The sequence below is a fragment of the Gryllotalpicola koreensis genome (assembly GCF_039538185.1).
Classification (GTDB): domain Bacteria; phylum Actinomycetota; class Actinomycetes; order Actinomycetales; family Microbacteriaceae; genus Gryllotalpicola; species Gryllotalpicola koreensis.
Genome location: NZ_BAABBW010000002.1, coordinates 717144 through 736252, shown reverse-complemented (window position 1 = coordinate 736252; position 19109 = coordinate 717144). Strand labels below are relative to the sequence as shown.

Here is a 19109-nt window from a genome sequence, read left to right as displayed (position 1 = left end):
TTAAGCAGCATCCTCGCGGATGAGATCGGCGGCCTTCTCGCCGACCATGAGCACGGTGATGACCGGATTCACGGACGAAAGCGTGGGGAACACCGAAGCATCGGCAATGCGCAGACCTTCGATGCCACGCACACGCAGCCGTGGGTCGACCACGGCGAGCTCGTCGTCTGCGGCGCCGATGCGGCAGGTGCCGCTGACGTGGTAGACGGTCTGATGGATCTCGCGCTCGACCCTGCTCAGCTCCTCGTCGGATTGCACCTCGGGGCCGGGGAAGACCTCGCGGATGATCCAGCTTCGGAACGGCTCCTGCTCCGCGACCCGCCGCGCTGCGCGGACACCGGCGACCAGCATCCGCTCGTCGTGCCCGTCTGCGTCGGTGAAGTACCGGTAGTCGATCACGGGGGGATCATCAGGGTCGGCCGAGGCGATGCGAACGGTGCCGCGGCTGTGGGGTTTCGCGACGTTGGGTGCGATGGAGACGATGTTCTCGGGGAACGCGACGCCGAGCGCCCGAGGGTGGTCGACCACCGGCTCCACGGGGAAGTGCATCATGACATCCGGTCGCTCGGGTCCGTCGTCGTCGATGCGGAGCATGGCGCCGGCATCCCACCCGCTCGCGCTCGTCGCGGCCGGCCGCCTGACGGACTCCCAGACGACGAGCCCTTCTGCGTGGTCCTGGAGATTCTCGCCGACCCCCGGCAGCTCGTGCACGACGGCGACGTCCGCCGCCTCCAGCACTGCGCGCGGCCCGATGCCGGAGAGCAGGAGCAGGCGCGGGGTGTCGATCGCTCCGGCCGACAACACGATCTCGCGGGTGGCGCGGGCGACGCGCGTCACCCCGTTCGCGTCGCGATACTCGACTCCGACGGCACGGGATCCGTCGAGGACGACCCGGGTGACGCGGGCATCGGTGATGAGATGCAGATTCGCCCGGGTGTTGAGGATCGGGTGAAGGTAGGCGATCGAGGTGGAGCCGCGCACGTTGGTCTCAGGCTCGTAGCCGAGCTCGAAGAAGCCGGAGCCTCGGGCATCGGCATCCGTACGTCCGTCGTTCCAGCGCTCCTGGACGGGCAGCTCGAGTGCCGCGGCCGCCGCGGCCACCATGTCGGAGAGCAGCGGATTCCGGTCGGCGACGGCGACCGGGTGGATTGGAACCTGGAGCCGGCCGAAGTACGGCTGGAAGCCGTCGGCGTCCCACCCCGTGGCGCCGGCGGCGACCCATTCGTCCAGATCGGCGCGCAGCGGACGCCACGAGATCATGGTGTTGGTGGTGGAGCAGCCGCCGAGCAGGCGGGTGCGGGTCTGGCGGATGCGGGAGTTGCCGCGCTCCTGGGGGACACTGCGGTAGTCGAGGTCGTACTCGCTCTCGACCATCTCCGCCCAGCGGCGCAGGTAGCGGGCGCGGTCCTCGCCACGATCGTCCGGGCCCCATTCCAGGATGCCGACGGTGACCTCGGGGTCTTCGGACAGGCGGGCGGCGACGACTCCGCCCGCGGTGCCGCCGCCGATGACGAGGTAGTCGAATTCTTCGGCTTCGGGAGAGCTCATCGGTAGTTGATCCAGGTGGTCTTGAGGCCCGTGTACTGGTCGAGGGCATGACGGGAGAGGTCGCGGCCGAAGCCGGACTGCCCGAAGCCCCCGAAGGGGACCGCGACGTCGATCGCGTCGACACGGTTGACGGAGACCGTGCCGGCGCGCAGACGGGGCGCGACCCGGTGGACCCGGGCAAGGCTATCCGACCAGAGCGAGGCGGCGAGACCGTAGACCGAGCCGTTGGCCAGGCGGATCGCCTCCTCTTCGCTGTCGAAGCTCGTGATCGCGAGGACCGGGCCGAAGATCTCCTCCTGCGCGATGACGGCGTCCGGGGTGACGCCGCCGAAGATCGTCGGCGGGACGAAGGCGTAGGTCGCTGCGCCCGGCACTTCCGTGCCGCCCGTCAGCAACTCCGCCTCGGTCTTGCCGGTCTCGATGTACTGGCGCACGGTCGCCGCCTGCCTGACGCTCACCAGCGGTCCCATGTTGACCGCCGGGTCGAGCGGATCGCCGGGGCGGATCCGCGCGGTCCTCTCAAGGACGCGCTGGATCAGTTCGTCCTCGATCGAGCGCTCCACCAGCAGGCGCGAATTCGCCGAGCAGACCTGGCCCTGGTTGGAGAAGATGCCGTCGATGACTCCGTCGGCGACCCGATCCAGGTCCGCGACGTCGCCGAAGACGACGTTGGCGCTCTTGCCGCCGCACTCCAGCCACACCTGTTTCAGCGAGGACTCGCCGGCGTAGCGCAGGAACAGCTTTCCGACCGCGGTGGAGCCGGTGAAGGTGATGACATCGACGTCCGGATGCCGGCCGAGGGCCTGCCCGACGACGGGGCCGGCGCCCGTGACGACGTTCAGCACGCCGTCGGGCAGGCCGGCCTCCCGGGCCAGAGCGGCCAGTCGCAGCGCCGTCAGCGGGGAGTCCTCGGCGGGTTTCAGCACGACGGAGTTGCCGGTGACGAGTGCCGGAGCCACCTTCCACATCGCGGTCTCAAGCGGATAGTTCCACGGCACCACGGCGCCGACGACGCCGAGGGGCTCCCGGGTGACGAGAGCCAGATCTCCCTCACCGGTCGGCTGGATCTCGCCGGGGATCTTGTCGGCGAGCTCGGCGTACCAGGTGAGGATCGCCGCGGTGCCGGGAACGTCCGCGGTGGAGGTGTCGGCGATCAGCTTCCCGGCATCCACGGTCTCCAGCACGGCGAGCTCGTCGGACTCGCGGGCGATGAGCCGCGCGAGGCACAGCAGCACCTCCTGCCTCTCGCGCGGGGGCCGGCGCGACCACCGCCCGTCCTGGAAGGCGCGGCGCGCGGCGGCGACCGCGAGGTCGACGTCCTCCGGGCCGCACTCGGCGACCTCGGCGACCACCGCGCCCGTCGCCGGGTTGATGCTCGCTCGCCGCTCGCCGCTGCGCGCGGCGACGAAGCTGCCGTCGATGAACGCGTCGGCGTGCGGAACGAGTCGTTCGGCGATGGCCGCCCAGTAGCTGCGATCGGTCTGCGTCGCGAGTGCGCTCATTCGGCGCCGGTGGTCGAGAGAGCCGCGTCGGCGGGGATGAAGGCGCTCCGACGCGAGAGGCGCATCAGCCCGTAGTAGAGCGGGCAGATGACGGCAAGGCCGACGATCCAGGAGATGTCCACGCCGTTCAGCGCCTTGGCGACCGGGCCCTCGAAGAAGACGGTGTTGATGAAGGGCAGCTGCACCAGGATGCCGATCACATAGCACAGCACCGCGTTGCGGTTGACGCGACCGTAGATTCCGCCGTCGCGTCGGAACAGGGAGGCGATGTCGTAGCTTCCATGTCGGATCGCGTAGTAGTCCACCAAGTTGACGGCCGTCCAGGGAATGAGGACGCACAGCAACAGGGTCATGAAGTTGGAGAGGTTGACCAGGAAGTTGCTGGAGCCGAGGAATCCGATCACAAGAGCGATCAGGAAGAGGATGACTGCGATGACGCCGCGGGTCCATGCGCGAGGGATCCACTTGGCGAAGAGAGTCTGCCCGATGGTGATCACGGCGAGGCTGCCGCAGTAGAGGTTCATGGCGTTCGTGACGCTGATGCCCACACCGAAGAACAAGAGGGTGATCCACGTGATGTTCGGAGCGGCATGGATCAGACTCGTAGCGACGTCGTCCTTCGGGAAAGCGGCGCCGAGCAGGGTTCCGAGAGCCATTGTGATGAGGGATCCCAGCACACACCCGGCAAAGGTCGCCCAGAATGCCGGCCGGACGCCGGTGTGCTTCGGCATGTATCGGGTGTAATCCGACACGTAGGGCGCGTAGGCGATCTGCCAGAGCGCCGCGACGGAGACGGCGCTCATGAATCCGGCGACGGTGACGGCGCCGTGCCCAGAGGTTCCCGCGGGAAGCGTATGTCCGGCGAGGATGTACACGAAGACCGCAATGAGCGCCAAGCCGCCGAGGACGCTCATCCACGTGCCGAGGGCATGCAGGAGCCGGTAGCCGAAGACGACGCCGACGACACTGATCGCTCCGACGATCGCCGTCGACCAGAAGTTCCCGAGATGGAGCAGATCGTTCAGAGCCTGGCCGCCGAGCACCGCGTTGGAGGCGAAGAACGCCACGTACATGCCGACCACGATGACGACGACGAGCAGGCTGCCGTAGCTTCCGAACTGGGCACGGGTCTGCAGCATCTGCGGGATGCCCATCTGGGGTCCCTGTGCGGCGTGGAGCGCCATGACGATGCCGCCGAGGACATTGCCGATCGCGAGAGCCAAGATCGCGGCCCAGACGGGAAGACCATATACGGCGGTCGCGAGGACGCCCGTCGTGATGGTCAGCATCATGATGTTGCTGCCGAACCAGATGGTGAAGAGGTTGCGCGCTTTGCCGTGACGCTCCGTCTCGGGGATGTGATCGATCGTGCGGGTCTCAGCCCCCAGGGTGTCCTGACGGATCTCGGTGGTCATGTGATGCTCCTCGGGTGGGGACGGCGCCGTTGTCGTCGCGATTTCCTTGAGCATTGTCCAACCGTGAGTATCTGACAAATAATGTTGCTAGAACTGCTGCATCTATCGGACTGATGTAGAAACAGTGGAACACGGCCCGAAACAATCGCGAAATGGAACCGTCATATGGCACGGAAAAGCGAGGTCACTCTGACCCAGCTGCGTTACTTCATGGAGGCGGCGAACGCCCTGTCCATGACGGAGGCGGCCGAGCAGCTGTTCGTGGCGCAGTCGGCGGTGTCTTCGGCGATCGCACAACTGGAGAAGCAGCTGGGGGTGCAGCTGTTCATCCGGCAGCGCTCCCGCGGTCTCACGCTGACTGCGGCGGGGCAGCAGTTCCTCGGCGACGCGCGCTCGGTGCTGCTGAACCTGGAGGAGGCGGTGGACACGGTGCGGGGCATCGACAACCAGGTGCGCGGCACGATCCGCATCGGATGCTTCGTCACGCTCGCGCCGTTCGTGCTGCCGGCGATCGTCAGCAGGGCGCGAACCGCCTACCCCTACATCGAGATCGAGGTCGACGAGGTGGATGCCGACGGAGCGCGCGAGGCTCTGCGCGCCGGGCGGGTCGAACTGCTCGTGGGGTATGACTTCGGGCTCGGCAGCGACATCCGCAAGACGGTGCTCGCCGACGTCCCGCCGCATGTGCTGCTCGCGGCCTCCCATCCGCTGAGCGGACGCTCGCAGGTCTTTCTGCGGGAGCTCTCCCGCGAGCCGATGGTGCTCTTGGACCTGCCGTACAGCAGGGACTATTTCCTCGGCATCCTCGCCTCCGTCGGGCTCAAACCCGAGATCCGCTACCGCACGATGAACTACGAGACCGTCCGTGCCTTCGTCGCGCATGGTCACGGATTCTCCATCCTGAACCAGCGCCCGCGGCATGACCTCGCCTACGACACCGAGCGGGTGGCGGCCCTGCCGATCGGCGACGACGTTCCCGCGCTCCCCGTCGTCCTCGCCTCCATGAGGTCGGTGCGCACGACGGCGCGCGGCCGCGCGGTCGGCGAGATCGCCGGTCAGGTCGTCCGCGAGTTCCTCTCGGCATGAATCGCAGGCCTTGGATCGATAAATCTGATCTAGATCCTCTGCTGAGCCTATTTGCCTGATTTTCCTTCGGCCCTCCACACTGAGGGGACGCAGCCGGGCCATGGGCCTGGATGTGCCGAGTCCTATGTTCAGTTCAGTGGAGGTTGGGGATGCCTGATCAGGAGATCGAGGTGCTCGTCGTCGGTGCGGGTCAGGCCGGGGTGGCGGCGAGCGAGCACCTGAGTGCTCGCGGTATTCCTCACCTGGTGCTGGAGCGGGGGCGCATCGCCGAACGCTGGCGCTCGGAGCGCTGGGACTCCCTGGTCGCCAACGGGCCGGCATGGCACGACCGCTTCCCGGGCCTCGAGTTCGATGCCGATCCAGACGCTTTCGTGCCGAAAGACCAGGTCGCGGACTACTTCGCCGCCTATGCGGAGAAGATCGCGGCGCCGATTCGCTGCGGCGTCGAGGTGACCTCGGTGACCAAGAACGAGGGCAAGCCCGGCTTTCGCGTCGTGACGAGCGAGGGCGCCTTCGACGCCCGCTACGTGGTCGCGGCGACCGGTGCCTTCCAGAAGCCCGTCATCCCGCCGATCATCCCCGCGAATCCCGTGCTCACCCAGCTGCACTCCTCGGGCTACCGCAATCCGGAGCAACTGCCGGCCGGCGCCGTGCTCGTCGTCGGTGCGGGCTCCTCCGGCGTGCAGATCGCCGCCGAGTTGCAGCGATCCGGTCGGCAGGTCTACCTCTCCGTCGGCCCCCACGACCGGCCCCCGCGTCGCTATCGCGGCCGGGACAATGTGTGGTGGCTCGGCGTCCTCGGCAAATGGGACCTCGCAACGCCCGGAGCGGGCGCCGAGCATGTGACCATCGCCGTCAGCGGGGCCGACGGCGGCCGCACGATCGACTTCCGGGAGCTGGCTGAGGAGGGCATCACGCTCGTCGGCCGCACTGCCGGCTTCGCCGACGGTGTCGTGCGCTTCAACCCGGACCTCGCTGCGAACATCGCCGCGGGTGACGCCAACTATCTGTCGGTGCTCGACGAGGCCGACGCCTACATCGCCCGGAACGGACTCGATCTCCCCGAAGAGCCCGAGGCCCGGGTCTTCGGCCCCGCCCCGGAATCCGTGACGAACCCGATCCTCGAGTTGGATCTCGCTGCAGCCGGAGTCACCTCGATCGTGTGGGCGACGGGCTTCGCGACGGACTTCTCCTGGCTCAAGGTCGACACTTTCGACGAGCTCGGGCGCCCGCGGCACCAGCGCGGTGTCGCGGCGGAGCCCGGCGTGTACTTCCTGGGTCTGCCGTGGCTGTCCCGGCGAGGCTCGAGCTTCATCTGGGGCGTCTGGCACGACGCCCGCTATGTCGCCGATCAGATCGCCATCCAGCGCGGCTACTTCGCCTACGACGGCGATGCATCCCCTGTCGTCTCTTCCACCCCTCAGACCCTTTCCGTAGGAGCCGTCGAGTCATGACCCACCACACGCGCATCCGCCCCTTCAATACCAGGGACACCTACCCCGAGCAGAATCTCGACAACGACCTGTGCCAGGCCGTCGTCGCGAACGGCGTGGTCTACATCCGCGGGCAGATCGGGCAGGACCTCGAAACCCGAGAGAGCGTCGGCATCGGCGACATCGAGGCGCAGACCGAGAAGGCGATGGCCAACATCAAGATGCTCGTCGAGGAGGCCGGCGGCAGCCTCGAGGACATCGTCAAGGTCGTCGTCTACCTGGTCGACATCCGCTACCGCGAGACCGTCTACCGCACCATGGGGAAGTGGCTGAAGGGCGTCTTCCCGGTCTCCACGGGCCTCGTGGTCTCCGCTCTCGCCCGGCCGGAGTGGCTGGTCGAGATCGATGCAACCGCCGTGCTTCCGCAGGGCTCCCCGGCCGAGGCATCCGTATGACCTTCTCTCTCGCCGTCCGCGACGGGGACGTCTTCGGCTCGGTCATCTGCTCCTCCTCGCCGGCTGTGGGCGCGCGCTGCGTCCACTTGCGCGACGGAGTCGGAGCCGTCCACTCCCAGAACATCACGGATCCGCGGCTGGGCGTCCGGCTGCTCGACCTGCTGGAAGGCGGCGCCTCCGCGGCGGAGGCGATCGACCGCGTCGTCGGCACCGATGCCACCGCGCCGTACCGGCAGCTGATCGCGGTCGACGCCGAAGGCCGCACCGCGATACACTCCGGCCCCCATGCGCTCGGCATCGTGGGTGAGCATCGGGCGCCGGGCGCCGCGGCCGCCGGCAACATGCTGGCGACCCCCGACGTGCCGCGTCGGCTGGTGGAGGCGTGGCAGCATGCCTCAGGCGAGCCTGAGACGCGGCTTCTGGCGGCCTTGCGCGCCGCGATCGCGGAGGGCGGCGAGGCGGGCCCCGTGCACAGCGCCGCGCTCACCGTGGTCAGCGGCCATCGCTGGCGCACCACCGACCTGCGGGTCGACTGGAGTGACGACCCCCTCGCCGAGCTGGAGGAACTGCTCGCGGTGTGGCTGCCGCAACGCGACGACTACATCCTGCGCGGCGAGGACCCTGCGCGCTCCCCGGGCTACGGGGTCCCGGGCGATGACCGTTGACGCCGTCCCGGCTCTGAAGGCAGCCGTCCAGGAGCGGATCGCCCGCGATCGCGCACGCTTGATCGCGCTCTCGGAGCGCATCCACGCGCACCCCGAGACCGGTTGGCAGGAGCACCGGGCCGCCGCATGGTTGGGGGAGGAGCTCACGGCAGCGGGCTTCGACGTCACGGTCGGCGCTTTCGGGCTCCCCACTGCGGTGCACGCGACGAGCGGACGCGGAGCACGCCGGGTCGGGCTGGTCGCCGAATACGACGCGCTGCCCGGCCTCGGCCACGCGTGCGGGCACAACCTCATCGCGGCGTCCTCGGTCGGCGCGGCGCGCGCTCTCGGCGCTGTCGCGGACGAGCTCGATCTCACCGTCGAGCTCTACGGCACGCCCGCAGAGGAAGGCGGCGGCGGGAAGATCGAGATGCTCGAGCGGGGCGCCTTCGCCGGGCTCGACCTCGCGATGATGGCCCACCCGGCCCCGCGCGACGTCGCCGAGGCGCAGCCATTCGCCGTCGCGCACTCGCACATCGCTTACGACGGGGTGAGCGCGCATGCCGGGACCTACCCCGATCGCGGAGTCAACGCGAACGACGCCTTCGTCATCGCGCAGGTCGCCATCGGACTGCTGCGCCAGCAGCTTCCCGCCGGCACGCGCGTGCACGGCATCCAGACGGTCGGCGGGGAGGCCCCGAATGCGATTCCCGCTCGCACGGAGGGGCGCTGGTACGTGCGAGCAGAGAATCTCGCCGAGCTTGCCGCGCTTGAGGAACGGGTGCGGCGCTGCTTCGAAGCGGGCGCCATCGCGAGCGGTACGAGGCTCACGATCACGCCGGAGAGCAAACCGTATTCCGAGTTCCGCACGGACGGCGCGGCGCTCGCTGCCTACGTCGCGAACGCGACCGCTCTGGGGCGCGTCTTTGTACCGGACGGCGAGGACATGCCGATGCGGCGGGCATCCACCGACATGGGCAATGTCTCGCAGCTCGTCCCGGCCATCCATCCCTACGTCGGCGTCGGCCCGACGACCGCCTCCAACCATCAGCCGGAGTTCGCGGCCGCGTGCATCGGGCCCGGGGCCGAGGCGATGGTCATCGACGCCGCCACAGCTCTTGCCTGGACCGCCGTCGACGTGTTCCGCACATAGGCGCTGCGGCTATGGCCGGTGATTCCGGCTCGCGTCGCGCAGGCCGGGCACCGCGTCGCCCGCCGCGGTGGCCAGCATCTTCGCCTCGGGGTCGAGGCGCCGCAGGATCGCCTGCGCGATCTCGCGCAGCTGGGCGGACTGCTCGGGGGTGAGCGCGTCCAGCACGTAGCGGCGCACGTTCTCGACGTGCCCCGGCGTCGCGTACAGGACTTTGCGGTGGCCGTCGTTGGTCAGCACGACATCGGTCGCGCGGGCGTCGTCGGGCGCGGTCTGCCGCTGAACATAGCCGCGCTGCTCGAGGCGGGCGACGACGTGGGACAGGCGCGGCAGCGTCGAGTTCGAGGCTGAGGCGAGCGCGCTCATGCGCCGCGTGTGGCCCTCGGTGAGAGTGAGCATCGTGAGGACGAAGTAGTCGAAGTGGGTGAGCGCCTCGTCGGCCTGCAGCTGGGCGTCGAGTTGCTTGGGCAGCAGCTCGAGCACGGCCACGAGCGGCACCCAGGTGCTGCGCTCCTCGGGGGTGAACGACCTCGATCTCGGCATACCCAGAATCCTACGGAATAGTTGTTGCTTCAACCTTGTTTCCGATATTTGGTTGCATCTACAAGCAATTCCAGAACCTCGAAGGAGCAGGACATGAGCACCATCACCATCTTCGGCAGCGGCAACATGGGGCAGGCGATCGCGGGCGTGCTCGCGCGCGGCGGCGCCTCGATCCAGCACATCCGCAGCGCTGAGACCGAGGCGCAGATCGAGGGCGACCTCGTGATCCTCGCCGTGCCCTACGCGGCGCTCGGCACGATCGCCGCGAACTACGGCGCGCAGCTTGCGGGCAAGACCGTCGTCGACATCACCAACCCGCTGAACTTCGAGACCTTCGACTCTCTTGTGGTGCCCGAGGGCTCGTCGGCCGCCGCCGAGTTGCAGAAGGCGCTCCCTGACGCGAAGGTGCTGAAGGCGTTCAACACCAACTTCGCGGCGACGCTCGCCTCGGGCACGGTCGGGGCCGAGACCACCACCGTCCTCGTCGCGGGCGATGATGCAGAAGCCAAGGCATCCGTCATCGCCGCCGTCACCGCAGGCGGTCTGGCTGCCGTCGACGCCGGTTCCCTCGCTCGCGCCCACGAGCTCGAGGCGATCGGATTCCTGCAGCTGACGCTCGCCGTCGGGGAACAGCTCGGCTGGAACGCCGGCTTCGCCGTCGTGCGCTGAGCGGACGGGTGCACACGATGACCGATCGTCTCGCCGCGGACACCGCGATGGGCACTGTCACCCTGCGGGTGGCCGACCTCGACGGCATGATCCGCTACTACACCCAGGCCGTTCCGCTGCGCCTGCTCGCGCATGACGGCGCGACCGCCGTGCTCGGCCGCGGCGAGACATCGGTCGTCGTCCTCGAGCACGCGCCGGAGCTCAGGCATGCGGCCCCGCACGAGGCCGGCCTATTCCACACCGCGATCGTCTTCGAGTCGGAGGCATCCCTCGCGGCGGCCGTCTACTCGGTCGCCCGCTACGCGCCGGGAACATTCACCGGCAGTGCCGACCACCTCGTGAGCAAGGCGTTCTACTTCACCGACCCTGAGGGCAACGGCGTCGAGCTGTACTGGGACCGCGACCGCACCGCGTGGTCCTGGACCCACGGACAGGTCGAGATGGACACGCTTCACCTCGACCCGAACCGCTTCCTTCAGGAGCACCTCAGCGAAGCCGCCGTCGCCGAGCCCGTCATCGGCGACGCGCACGTCGGCCACGTGCACCTCAGTGTCGGCGACGTGCAGACCGCGCGCGCCTTCTATGTCGATCGCCTCGGATTCGACGCGACGCTGGATCTGCGCGGCGCCCTGTTCGTCTCCGCAGGCGGCTACCACCACCACATGGCGATGAACGTGTGGAACAGCGCCGGCGCCGGCCGTCGCGCCCGCACGCTCGGGCTCGGCCAGATCGACATCCTCGTGCCGGCCGCCGACGACCTCGGCGCGCTCGCCGAGCGGATGCGGCACTACGGAACCCCGCTCGCCGACGACGGGCGGACGATCGCGTTCGAGGACCCCTGGGCGAACGTGCTGCGGGTGCAGGCGGCGCCGACCGAGTGAGTCGGCGCCCGACCGCGTCCAGCGCGAGGGCTCGCCCGCGAAGTGGCCGGGCGACGAACGACGTGTCCTGCCGCTCTCTTGCGCTCGCCGACGGCTCGGTGTCCACTTGGCTGGTGCCCCATGATGACGGATCCAGCTCACAGTCCGCGACGGCGGAGTTCGACACGACCGTCGTTCTCACAGGCAACAACACGGGCATCGTGGTGCCCGACGACGTGATCGAGCGACTCGGCGCGGGCAGGCGCCCCGCTGTGATCATCGACCTGAACGGCTATGAGTATCGCAGCACGGTGGGCGTGATGGGCGGCCGGGCGATGATCGGCATCAGCGCCGCGATCCGGAAGGAGACCGGCATCGCAGGCGGCGACGACGTGCACGTCCGGGTGACGGTGGCGGATGCCCCGCGCGAGGTTGCCGTGCCCGATGACTTCGCCGCGGCGCTCGGTGCGGAGCCCGCGACGGCGGAGTTCTTCGCCGCGCTGGCGAACAGCCTGCAGCGCTACCACGTTGACAGCATCAACGAGGCGAAGACGGCGGAGACCAGGCGGCGGCGCATCGAGAAGACGGTCGCGCTCTTCCGCGCGGGCAAGAAACGCTGAGACGGAGGGGCGGATTCCTGAGGAATCCGGCCCCTCCGTCGTGCGGTGGGCTACGCGGTCTCGACGTCGAGGAAGAGACCCGTGATCTTGCCGCCGGTGGCGGCGATGACGGCGCCGAAGAACGCACCGCCCTCGGCGCCGGCCGTCGCCGCCGAGGCCTCGTCGTAGCCGTCGAACAGCAGTGACAGCGTGCGGAAGGCCGGCGTCGGGGTGCCGTCCTCCTTCGGCCAGACGCGGCTCGACTCGAGGCTGCGCAGCCCGGGCAGCGCGCGAGCCTTTTCGAGGATGCCGGGCAGGGCCGCCTCGAAATCGGCGGGGCTCTCGAGGTTGTCGATGATGATCTCGATCTTGGTGGGCATGGTGGTGATTCCTCTCGTTCGTGGTGTTACTTGGGCTCCGGCCGCCCGTAGCTCTCGAGCAGTCGCAGCCAGATCTCGCTGATGGTCGGGTAGGCGGGAACGGCGTGCCAGAGCCGTTCGACGGGGACTTCGCCGACGATCGCGATCGTCGCCGAATGGAGGAGCTCGGCCACATCCTGACCGACGAAGGTGGCGCACACAACGACCCTGCGGGTCTCGTCGACGACGAGCTTCGCTCTGCCGGCGTAGCCGTCGGCGTGCAGCTTCGCGCCGGCGACCCAGCCGAGGTCGTACTCGACGGCGCGGACGTCGACGCCGCGCTCGCGAGCCTGCGCCTCCGTCAGCCCGACGCTCGCGACCTCGGGGTCGGTGAAGACGACGTGCGGCACCGCGACGTGGTCCGCCGTCGCAGCGTGGGCGCCCCAGCGTCCGGCCTCGACGGGTGTGCCCGACAATCGCGCGGCGATCGCCTCGCCCGCCGCGCGGGCCTGGTACTTGCCCTGGTGGGTGAACAGGGCGCGGCCGTTGGCGTCGCCGACGGCATAGAGCCAGTCGGTGCCGGGCACGAGCATCGTCTCGTCGACGTCGATCGCATTCGTTGCGGCCAGCCCGACGGTCTCGAGACCGAGGTCGCCGATGTTGGGGCGGCGGCCGGTTGCGACGAGCACCTCGTCGGTCACGACCTCGCCGCCATCGGCGAGAGTGATGCGCACCGCGCCATCGCCCGCGCGGTCGGCCCGCGCGACGACGGCCCCTGTGCGCACGTCGATCCCTTGTGCGGCGGCGGCCGTTGCGACATGCTCGCCGACGAAGGGCTCCTCGCGGTCGAGCAGCGCGCCGCGTGACAGGAGCGTGACACGGGAGCCGAGAGAGGCGAACGCGAAGGCGAGCTCGGTGCCGGCCACACCGCCGCCGATGACCGCGAGCCGTGCGGGCACGTGATCGGCTGAGGTCGCCTCTCGCGTGCCCCAGGGTGCCGCCTCGGCGAGACCCGGGATCGGCGGCAGCACGGGCACGGAGCCGGTCGCGATCGCCACGGCGCGCGCGGCGTAGACGCGGTCGTCGACGGCGATGCGCCGCGGCCCGGCGAGCCTGCCGCGGCCGCGGATGAGATCGATGCCGGCGGAGTCGAGCCATGCGACCTGATCCGCGTCCGTCCAGTCGCTCGTGAACGCCGTGCGCCGGGTGAGGACCGCGGCGGCGTCGAGCGACCCCGTGACCGCGGCGTCGGCGCCCGCGACGCGCTGGGCCGCGCGCAGCGCGTGGCCGCTGCGCAGCAACGCCTTCGACGGCATGCACGCCCAGTAGGAGCACTCGCCGCCGACCAGCTCGGATTCCACGACGGCGACACGGATGCCGCGGCGGGCCGCGTAGTCCGCGACATTCTCGCCGACGGGCCCTGCGCCGATGACGATGAGGTCGTAGTCGACCGCTTCGGCGTTCACGCCTTCCTCCGCAGCAGGATGCTGAGGCGGATCGCGGAGATCAGGAAGAAGATGCCGCCGAGGATGGCATAGCCGCCGACGCTCGTGGCGCTGGTCGCCCCGCGCAGTCCCTGCAGGGCGAACGAGAAACCGGCGAGCACGGAGATGGCACCGCTGATGACGAGGGGGACCTGGCCGCCCGCGCGGCGGCGCAGCAGGGCCGTGACGAGCTGCATCGCACCGGAGACGACGGCCCAGATGCCCCAGACGGCGAGCACGGCGCCGATGGAAGAGGCCGAGGCGATTCCGAGCGCGATCGCCGCCGCGACGCTCGTGACGACGTTGATCCACTCGGCGATGCGGGGGGAGGCGCTGCTGCCCTCTGCGCGCAACTGCCAGGCGACCGCGGCGGCGTCGACGAGCGGGTAGAGCACGAGCAGCACGGTGAGCACCGGGCCGGTCAGCGAGGAGGTCGCGAACAGCACGAGAGCCCAGACGATCGCGAAGGCGAAGCGGGTGAAGTAGAGGCGCCGGAGCGCGGTGCCCAGGGTGGGCGTCGAGGGTGCGGCGGTGTCGGTCATGAAGAGTCCCTTGTCCGTGAGAATCGATGTAGAGTTACTAGTACGTCTACATCGAGCACCATAAGCTGATCGATGCGGAGAACGCAAGCCGCCGCCGAGAACCGAAGGCAGAAGATGAACGACGACACGACCGCGACAGCGCCATCGACGCGCGCCGGCTCGTCCACCCGCGAGCGCATTCTCGATGCGGCCACCGAGCGCTTCTACGCCCAGGGCATCCGTGCGACGAGCGCCGACCGCATCATCGAGGACGTCGGCATCACGAAGGTCACCTTCTACCGGCACTTCCGGGCGAAGAGCGATCTCGTCATCGCGTACCTCGAGCGCCAGGCGGCGGCCGAGCGCGCGTGGATGACCGGTGCGCGCGCCGAGCGCGACCCCCTCGCAGCCCTGCACGCCCTCGCCACGGACATCGGCGCGGCGAGCTGCAGCCCGGGCTTCCGCGGCTGCCCCTTCATCAACGCGGCCGCCGAGTACGCCGATCCGCAGGACCCGGTGCGGTCGGCCGTCGACGCCCACCGCAGCTGGATGCTGGGGGAGTTCGCCGCCATCGCGGCGGACGCCGGGGTCGGCGACGTCGACACCGTGGCGAGTCAGCTCATGCTGCTGCGCGACGGCGCGATGGTGAACGGCTACCTGGGCGTGCCGGAGAAGGTCGCTGAGGTGCTGGACGCGGTCTTCACCTCGGTTGTCAGCAGCGCGCGCGCCTGATCGCGGAGCGGGCCGCGGCCAGAGGTCACCGCGGCGAGCGCAGCAGCGCCATCGACCGCGGCGCGAGCGTGAGGCGCCGGCCGATGCCGCCGGTGAGCCCCGCGTCGCTGCTCAGCTCGAGCTGCCACGCCTTCCGCCGCGGACGCGGCAGCGCGAACTCGACGCCGTTCTCGGCCGCGTTGACGAGGAACGCGAAGGTGTCGAAGCCGGTGTGCCCGAGCACGAAGACCGCCGCCCGATGAGCCGGCTCGTGCCAGTCGTGCTCGGTGAACCGCCGGGCGTCGGCGCGCCGGATGTCCACGGTGCGCGGGCTGCCGGAATCCGTCGCATACCGGTACCAGTCGGGTCGCAGCGCAGGCTCTGCCAGACGCAGCGCGATCAGCTGCCGCGTGAACGCCTGCAGCTCGCCATCGCCGTGCTCCCAGTCGAACCAGGAGATCTCGTTGTCCTGGCAGTACGCGTTGTTGTTGCCGCGCTGCGTCCGGCCGCGCTCGTCGCCGCCGAGCACCATCGGCACCCCGGCCGACAGCAGCACGGTCGCGAGGAAGTTCTTCCGCTGCCGCGTCCGCACCTCCACGACCGCGGGGTCGTCGCTCGGACCCTCGACGCCGTAGTTGGCGGAGCGGTTATCGGATTCCCCGTCCGCACCGCCTTCACCGTTCGCCTCGTTGTGCTTGTGCTCGTAGCTGGTCAGATCGGCCAGGGTGAAGCCGTCATGGGCGGTCACGAAATTGACGCTCGAGAGCGGGGAGCGCCGGGATGCCTCGTAGACGTCGGGGCTGCCGAGCACCCGCTGCGCGAAGGTGCCGAGCATGCCCGCCTCGCCGCGCCAGAAATCGCGCACGTCGTCACGGAACCGCCCGTTCCACTCGGACCAGTCTGCGGGGAATCCGCCCACCTGATAGCCCGCGAGATCCCACGGCTCCGCGATCATCTTGACCGGTGCGAGCGTCGGGTCCTGATGGATCAGCGTCAGGAACGCGCTATGCACGTCCGCGTCGCCCGCCTGCCGGGTGAGCGTGGTCGCGAGGTCGAAGCGGAAGCCGTCGACGTGCATCTCGGTCACCCAGTAGCGCAGCGAGTCCATGATGAGGGCGAGGGCGGCCGGATGCCCCACATTGAGACTGTTGCCCGTGCCGGTCGTGTCGTAGTAGTGCGCCGCGTCGTCGTCGACGAGGCGGTAGTACGAGGGGTTGTCGATGCCCTTGAGGCTGAGCGTCGGGCCGCGCTCATTGCCTTCGGCCGTGTGGTTGTAGACGACGTCGAGGATCACCTCGATGCCGGCGCGGTGCAGTGCGGCGACCATGGCGCGGAACTCGTCCACCTGCTCGAGCGGGTCGGCGGCGGCCGCATAGTCGGGGTGCGGCGCGAGGAACGCGAGCGTGTTGTAGCCCCAGTAGTTGGTGAGTCCCTTGTCGAGCAGATGGGAGTCGTGCACGAAGCGGTGCACCGGCAGCAGCTCGACCGCCGTGACGCCCAGCTCGCGCAGGTAGTCGATCGCCGCGGGGTGGGCGAGGCCGGCATACGTGCCGCGCAGCTCATCCGGCACGCCGGGCATCGTCTTCGTGAAGCCCTTCACGTGCATCTCGTACACGACGGTCTCGGCGAGCGGGGTGCGAGGCGGCCGGTCGTCGCCCCAGTCGAACGAGCGCGGATCGGTCACGACGCCGAGCACGGCGCTGCCCGCGCCGTCGGTGTCGTCGCGCTGGAACACGTCGGAGAGATCGTGGGAGAACAGCGCCTGGCCCCACTCGTATGACCCGGTGGTCGCGGTCGCGTAGGGGTCGAGCAGCACCTTCGCCTCGTTGAAGCGCAGGCCGGCGGCGGGATCCCACGGGCCCGCGACCCGCAGGCCGTAGCGCGTGCCCGGCCGCATGCCGGGGACGAAGCCGTGGAAGACGTGCCCTGTGCGGTCATCGAGCTCCGTGCGCGTCTCCTTCCCGTCGTCGAAGACGCAGACGAACACCCGCTCGGCCGTCTCGCTGTAGACGGCGACCTCCGCGCCGTCGGCGATGAGCCGGACGCCGAGCGGGTACGGTGCCGTGCGTCGAGTGGCGCCCACGCCGGTCAGCCGTGCATGAGCAGGGCTGCCGCCCGGTCGAAGGTCACCGACTGCCCCACCTCGACGCAGCGGTCGAGTCGGGCGCCCTCGAGCGCGACCCAGACGCCGCCGACGCGCTCGACGAAGCCTGTGCTTCCCCCTGCGCCGCTCACGCGGTAGACCGCATCGCTCTGCTTCTCGACCTGCCATGTTCCCGCATCTGTGCGGTACACCGCCTGAGTGCCCATGAGCCTGCCCCTTCTCATCTCAGACACGCCCCCGTGCCGATCCTGAAGATACGTCGAGACGCCTGTGATCGGCCAGCCGTTGACAATCCGAGCGGATGTCAGCTAGCCGCCCGAAGGGTTCTCGACCGGGGCGTCGTTCTCGTCGGTGCCCGTGTCGGGGTCGACGTCCTTGTGGCGGTTCTCGTCGGGCGCGCCGCCGCTCGCGGTGTCGGCGTCGCTCGAGCCGTCCTCGCTCGGCACGCCCTGCGTGTTGTGCTTGTCGTCGTTCAGCTCGTCGCTCATGTCGACGAGGTACCCGGGGTGCGGCATCCGTTCACCTGCGGACATCGGATGCCCGCTCGCGGCTTGCCTGCCTGAGGGCCAGACTTGGGGGAAGCCATCGCTTCAGAACGTGGGAAGGTCAGCGCAGTGAGCATGTATGCCGTCACCGATCCGGTCACCGGGACTCTTGTGGAGTCCTACTCCGAGATCACGCAGGAGGGGCTCGAGGGTGCGCTCGCGCGCGTCACCGCCGCGCATGCGCACTGGTCGCTCGTGCCGGTCGCCGAGCGCGGGGCCGTCATCCACCGCGTCGCCGAGTTGCACCGCGAGCGCGCGCAGGAGCTCGCCGCGGCCATCACGCGCGAGATGGGCAAGCCACTCGACCAGGCCGTCGCCGAGGTCGAGTTCTCTGCCGATATCTACGACTTCTATGCGGAGCGCGCGGAGGCGCTGCTCGCCGACGAGCCCATCGAGCTGCTCGGCGGGGAAGGCACGGCGCTCGTGCGCAAGGCGTCGTTCGGGCCGCTGCTCGGCATCATGCCGTGGAACTTCCCGGCGTATCAGGTCGCCCGCTTCGCCGGGCCGAACCTGGTGATCGGCAACACGATCCTGCTCAAGCACGCGCCGCAGTGCCCGGAATCCGCCGCGATCATCGAGCAGATCTTCGTGGACGCCGGCGTCGTGGACGGCGCCTACACGAACATCTACGCCACCAATGAGCAGATCGAGACCGTGATCGCCGATCCGCGTGTGCGCGGCGTCTCGCTCACCGGCTCCGAGCGCGCCGGCTCGGCGGTCGCGGCGCTCGCGGGGAAGCACCTCAAGAAGGTCGTGCTCGAGCTCGGCGGTTCGGACCCGTTCATCCTGCTCTCGACCGACGACCTCGACGGCGCCGTCGAGGCGGCGGTCGCCGGGCGCCTCGACAACACGGGGCAGTCCTGCAACGCGGCGAAGCGGTTCGTCGTCGCCGACGGGCTCTACGACGCGTTCCTCGACAAATTCACGACGGCGCTCGCCGCGGTGCAGCCCGCCGATCCGACCGCGGAGGGCACGGTCATCGGCCCGCTCTCGTCGGAGGCGGCGGCCGACCGGCTCGACGACCAGGTGCAGCGGGCCGTGGCGCAGGGCGCGACCGTCGCCCTCGCCGGCAGTCGCGACGGCCGATTCTTCACGCCGACGGTGCTCACGGGTGTCACGCCCGACAACGACGCGTACCGCGAGGAGTTCTTCGGCCCTGTCGCCGTCGTCTACCGCGCTGCGGACGAGGACGACGCGGTGCGGATCGCCAACGACACCCCGTTCGGCCTCGGCTCGTACGTCTTCACGACGGATGCCGAGCAGGCCAACCGCGTCGCCGACCGCCTCGACGTCGGCATGGTCTACGTGAACCTCGTCGGCGCGGACAGCCCCGAGCTGCCCTTCGGCGGGGTGAAGCGCTCCGGCTTCGGCCGCGAGCTCGGGCGCTTCGGCGCGGACGAGTTCGTCAACAAGAAGCTCATCCGCGTCGGCTGACGCCCCATGGTCGCCGCCGGCCCCGCCTGGCAGAGGTCGCGGGGTCG

Annotated in this window: 20 protein-coding genes; 10 read left to right on the top strand and 10 right to left on the bottom strand. The window is 69.6% G+C overall.

Going from position 1 to position 19109, the window contains the following annotated elements; genetic code table 11:
- From ABD708_RS08470 to ABD708_RS08460, 3 genes are read right to left on the bottom strand one after another with little or no spacing between them, the layout of a single operon-like run.
- Nucleotides 1–1548 carry a GMC family oxidoreductase gene (locus tag ABD708_RS08470; protein WP_344753288.1) on the bottom strand — a complete coding sequence of 516 codons (1548 nt, stop codon included), beginning with the start codon at nt 1546–1548 and terminating at the stop codon, nt 1–3.
- A complete protein-coding gene (locus tag ABD708_RS08465; protein ID WP_344753286.1) occupies nt 1545–3050 on the bottom strand; it encodes an aldehyde dehydrogenase family protein in 1506 nt (501 codons plus the stop codon). The genes ABD708_RS08470 and ABD708_RS08465 overlap by 4 nt, the downstream gene beginning before the upstream one ends.
- Nucleotides 3047–4465, bottom strand: coding sequence for a purine-cytosine permease family protein (locus ABD708_RS08460; RefSeq protein ID WP_344753284.1), 1419 nt, complete (start codon nt 4463–4465; stop codon nt 3047–3049). The genes ABD708_RS08465 and ABD708_RS08460 overlap by 4 nt, the downstream gene beginning before the upstream one ends.
- 165 nt (nt 4466–4630) lie before the next feature.
- On the opposite strand from ABD708_RS08460, the gene ABD708_RS08455 reads away from it, so the two are divergent.
- From ABD708_RS08455 to ABD708_RS08435, 5 genes are all read left to right on the top strand, one after another.
- Nucleotides 4631–5551, top strand: a complete 921-nt coding sequence (locus ABD708_RS08455; protein ID WP_344753282.1) for a LysR family transcriptional regulator — start codon at nt 4631–4633, stop codon at nt 5549–5551.
- 149 nt (nt 5552–5700) lie between these two features.
- Nucleotides 5701–7005: a flavin-containing monooxygenase gene (locus ABD708_RS08450; protein WP_344753280.1), complete on the top strand. Its 1305-nt coding sequence runs from the start codon at nt 5701–5703 to the stop codon at nt 7003–7005.
- Nucleotides 7002–7439 carry a RidA family protein gene (locus tag ABD708_RS08445; RefSeq protein ID WP_344753278.1) on the top strand — a complete coding sequence of 146 codons (438 nt, stop codon included), beginning with the start codon at nt 7002–7004 and terminating at the stop codon, nt 7437–7439. The genes ABD708_RS08450 and ABD708_RS08445 overlap by 4 nt, the downstream gene beginning before the upstream one ends.
- On the top strand, nt 7436–8104 hold the full coding sequence (locus ABD708_RS08440) for a DUF1028 domain-containing protein (protein WP_344753276.1): 669 nt from the start codon (nt 7436–7438) through the stop codon (nt 8102–8104). The genes ABD708_RS08445 and ABD708_RS08440 overlap by 4 nt, the downstream gene beginning before the upstream one ends.
- Nucleotides 8094–9236: a M20 family metallopeptidase gene (locus ABD708_RS08435; protein WP_344753274.1), complete on the top strand. Its 1143-nt coding sequence runs from the start codon at nt 8094–8096 to the stop codon at nt 9234–9236. The genes ABD708_RS08440 and ABD708_RS08435 overlap by 11 nt, the downstream gene beginning before the upstream one ends.
- Before the next feature lie 9 nt (nt 9237–9245).
- On the opposite strand, the gene ABD708_RS08430 is transcribed toward ABD708_RS08435, so the two are convergent.
- Nucleotides 9246–9776, bottom strand: a complete 531-nt coding sequence (locus ABD708_RS08430; protein WP_344753272.1) for a MarR family winged helix-turn-helix transcriptional regulator — start codon at nt 9774–9776, stop codon at nt 9246–9248.
- 93 nt (nt 9777–9869) lie between these two features.
- Between ABD708_RS08430 and ABD708_RS08425 the strand changes: the two genes are divergently transcribed.
- The 3 genes from ABD708_RS08425 (at nt 9870) to ABD708_RS08415 (ending at nt 11925) form a co-directional block, all read left to right on the top strand.
- The gene (locus ABD708_RS08425; protein WP_344753270.1) at nt 9870–10445 is read left to right on the top strand and encodes an NADPH-dependent F420 reductase; all 576 of its coding nucleotides are present in this window, start codon (nt 9870–9872) and stop codon (nt 10443–10445) included.
- 17 nt (nt 10446–10462) lie between these two features.
- The gene (locus ABD708_RS08420) at nt 10463–11326 is read left to right on the top strand and encodes a VOC family protein (protein ID WP_344753268.1); all 864 of its coding nucleotides are present in this window, start codon (nt 10463–10465) and stop codon (nt 11324–11326) included.
- 113 nt (nt 11327–11439) lie between these two features.
- The gene (locus tag ABD708_RS08415; RefSeq protein ID WP_344753266.1) at nt 11440–11925 is read left to right on the top strand and encodes a YdeI/OmpD-associated family protein; all 486 of its coding nucleotides are present in this window, start codon (nt 11440–11442) and stop codon (nt 11923–11925) included.
- Between the two features lie 50 nt (nt 11926–11975).
- Here the strand turns inward: ABD708_RS08415 and ABD708_RS08410 are convergent, their stop codons facing one another.
- Genes ABD708_RS08410 through ABD708_RS08400 form a run of 3 tightly spaced genes read right to left on the bottom strand, consistent with a single transcriptional unit; the run spans nt 11976 to nt 14289 of the window.
- On the bottom strand, nt 11976–12284 hold the full coding sequence (locus ABD708_RS08410) for an EthD family reductase (RefSeq protein ID WP_344753264.1): 309 nt from the start codon (nt 12282–12284) through the stop codon (nt 11976–11978).
- A gap of 26 nt (nt 12285–12310) precedes the next feature.
- Nucleotides 12311–13729, bottom strand: a complete 1419-nt coding sequence (locus ABD708_RS08405) for a dihydrolipoyl dehydrogenase family protein (RefSeq protein ID WP_344753262.1) — start codon at nt 13727–13729, stop codon at nt 12311–12313.
- Complete coding sequence (locus ABD708_RS08400) at nt 13726–14289, bottom strand: hypothetical protein (protein WP_344753260.1); 564 nt, start codon at nt 14287–14289, stop codon at nt 13726–13728. Before ABD708_RS08400 ends, ABD708_RS08405 begins: the two co-directional genes overlap by 4 nt.
- Before the next feature lie 114 nt (nt 14290–14403).
- Here ABD708_RS08400 and ABD708_RS08395 point away from each other — a divergent pair, with 114 nt between their 5' ends.
- Complete coding sequence (locus ABD708_RS08395; protein WP_344753258.1) at nt 14404–15000, top strand: TetR/AcrR family transcriptional regulator; 597 nt, start codon at nt 14404–14406, stop codon at nt 14998–15000.
- A gap of 25 nt (nt 15001–15025) precedes the next feature.
- On the opposite strand, the gene glgX is transcribed toward ABD708_RS08395, so the two are convergent.
- From glgX to ABD708_RS08380, 3 genes are all read right to left on the bottom strand, one after another.
- Nucleotides 15026–17062: a glycogen debranching protein GlgX gene (gene glgX / locus ABD708_RS08390; protein WP_344753256.1), complete on the bottom strand. Its 2037-nt coding sequence runs from the start codon at nt 17060–17062 to the stop codon at nt 15026–15028.
- Between the two features lie 5 nt (nt 17063–17067).
- Entirely contained in the window at nt 17068–17289 is a 222-nt protein-coding gene (locus tag ABD708_RS08385; RefSeq protein WP_344753254.1) for a hypothetical protein, read from the bottom strand.
- Nucleotides 17290–17391: 102 nt separating this feature from the next.
- Nucleotides 17392–17616, bottom strand: a complete 225-nt coding sequence (locus tag ABD708_RS08380) for a hypothetical protein (protein WP_344753252.1) — start codon at nt 17614–17616, stop codon at nt 17392–17394.
- Nucleotides 17617–17697: 81 nt separating this feature from the next.
- On the opposite strand from ABD708_RS08380, the gene ABD708_RS08375 reads away from it, so the two are divergent.
- Nucleotides 17698–19062, top strand: coding sequence for an NAD-dependent succinate-semialdehyde dehydrogenase (locus tag ABD708_RS08375; RefSeq protein ID WP_344753250.1), 1365 nt, complete (start codon nt 17698–17700; stop codon nt 19060–19062).
- The last annotated feature ends 47 nt before the right edge of the window (nt 19063–19109 follow it).